We start from the raw sequence: 2,306 nt of genomic DNA on the forward strand, positions 1-2,306 counted from the left end.
GTACCGTGCCCTGGACGAGATTGCGGGTGGTGTGCTGTCCGGCGAGGGCGTCCAGCCCGGTCAGGAGTTCCTCGCGGGTCTGGCCCAGCACCACCGCGCGGTGCTGGAAGTGGGTGCGGCCGTTGGCCAGGGTCGGTGCCGGATCGATGTGCTGATGTTGGGTCAGGAACTCGTGGAGGCGGCCGGCCTGGTCGCGTAGGGCGGGTTCGGTTTTGGCGGAGAGCAGTAGCGGTGTGACCGCCGCCGGGCTGTCGGTGTCGGGTTCGGTGGTGTTCGGGGCGGCTTCGAGGATGAGGTGGGCGTTGGTGCCGCTGATACCGAAGGAGGAGACGGCGGCCCGGCGGGGGTGGTCGGTCTCGGGCCAGGGCCGGGCTTCGGTGAGCAGCGCCACCGCGCCGGACTCCCAGTCCACGTGCGGGGTCGGCTCGTCGACGTGCAGGGTCTTGGGCAGGATGCCGTGGCGCATGGCCTGCACCATCTTGATCACGCCACCGATGCCGGCAGCGGCCTGGGCGTGCCCGATGTTGGACTTCAACGAGCCGAGCAGCAGGGGGAGTTCGGCGGGCCGGTCCTGGCCGTAGGTGGCGAGCAGCGCCTGGGCCTCGATCGGGTCGCCGAGGGTGGTGCCGGTGCCGTGCGCTTCGACCGCGTCCACCTGGTCGGCCGTCAGGCGGGCGTTGGCCAGTGCGGTGCGGATCACCCGCTGCTGCGACGGGCCGTTCGGCGCGGTCAGACCGTTGCTGGCGCCGTCCTGGTTGACGGCCGAGCCCCGGATCACCGCGAGCACCTGGTGTCCGTTGGCCTGGGCGTCGGAGAGCCGTTCCAGCAGTACCATGCCCGCGCCCTCGCCCCAGGCGACGCCGTCGGCCGCGCCGGCGAAGGACTTGCACCGGCTGTCCGGCGACAGGCCGCGCTGTCGGCTGAACTCCTGGTACATGCCCGGGGTGGCCATCACCGTGACGCCACCCGCCAGTGCCATCGTGCACTCGCCGCTGCGCAGCGCCTGGGCGGCCAGGTGCAACGCGACCAGCGAGGACGAGCAGGCCGTGTCGACGGTGAGCGCAGGGCCCTCCAGCCCGAAGGTGTAGGAGATCCGGCCCGAGGCCACGCTGGCAGCCAGCCCGGTGACCAGGTAGCCCTCCGCGCCTTCGGTACCCAGGTAGGAGAGGGAGGCGTATTCCTGTGCGATTGCGCCGGTGAAGACGCCGGTCTTGCTGCCGTGCAGCGTCTTCGGGTCGATGCCGGCCCGCTCGATCGCCTCCCAGCTGGTCTCCAGCAGCAGACGCTGCTGCGGGTCCAGCGCCAGCGCCTCGCGCGGGCTGATCCCGAAGAACTCGGCGTCGAACTGGTCGGCGTCGTACAGGAACCCGCCCTGGCGCGCGTAGGTCTTGCCGACCGCGTCGGGGTCCGGGTCGTACAGCTCACCGGTGTTCCAGCCGCGGCCTTCGGGGAAGTCGCCGATGGCGTCGACGCCGTCGGCGACCAGCTGCCACAGCCCGTCGGGGGTGGTCACGCCGCCGGGGAACCGGCAACCCATGCCCACGATGGCGATCAGGTCGTCGGCGTCCGTTGTGGTGGCCGGCGCGGCAGTCGTCCCGGCCGAGGTCGTAGCCGCGAAGTCCCCAGTCACACTCAGCAGTTCGTCCAGCAGGAAGCGGGCGACTGCGGCAGGGGTCGGGTAGTCGAAGACCAGGGTGGCGGGCAGCCGACGGCCGGTGCTGCCGGCCAGTGCGTTCCGTAGCTCGACGGCGGTCAGCGAGTCGAATCCCAACTCCTTGAAAGGGCTGACCGGTTCGACCGCAGCGGGTGAACTGTGCCCGAGCGCTGTCGCGACGAAGCCCCTGACCAGGTCCAGCAGGATCTGCTCCTGCTCGGCCCGGCTGCGGCCCTGCAACTGCCCAAGGATGGGCGAGACGCCCACCGTGGCACTCTTCGCGACCCGTCGGGCCGCGCCACGGACGATGCCGCGGTAGAGCGCCGGAATGGTGCCGGCGGCCCGCAGTCTGCCCGTGTCGAACAGAGCGGCCACGGTCAGCGAGGCGTCGGTACCCAAGGCCGCGTCGAACATCGCCAGGGCCCGCTCTGCGGGGACGGGCAGCAGGCCGGCCCGGCGCAGGCGGGCGTGGTCCTGGTCGGCCAGCGTTGCGGTCATGCCGCCCGTCTGCTGCTGCCACGGGCCCCAGGCGAGGGAGTGGGCGGGGAGTCCGGCGGTGCGGCGGTGGTTGGCGAGGGCGTCGAGGTAGGCGTTGGCGGCGGCGTAGTTGGCCTGGCCGGGGCTGCCGACGATGCCGGCGACGGAGGAGAAG

The 2,306-nt window shown here is 72.0% G+C and carries 1 protein-coding gene; it reads right to left on the reverse strand.

Annotated elements, in window-relative coordinates:
• Positions 1-2,306: type I polyketide synthase (locus ABD330_RS32165; protein ID WP_344469855.1), on the reverse strand; the 2,306-nt coding region annotated here is incomplete at both ends.

It is taken from the genome of Kitasatospora kazusensis (assembly GCF_039529945.1).
Lineage (GTDB): Bacteria > Actinomycetota > Actinomycetes > Streptomycetales > Streptomycetaceae > Kitasatospora > Kitasatospora kazusensis.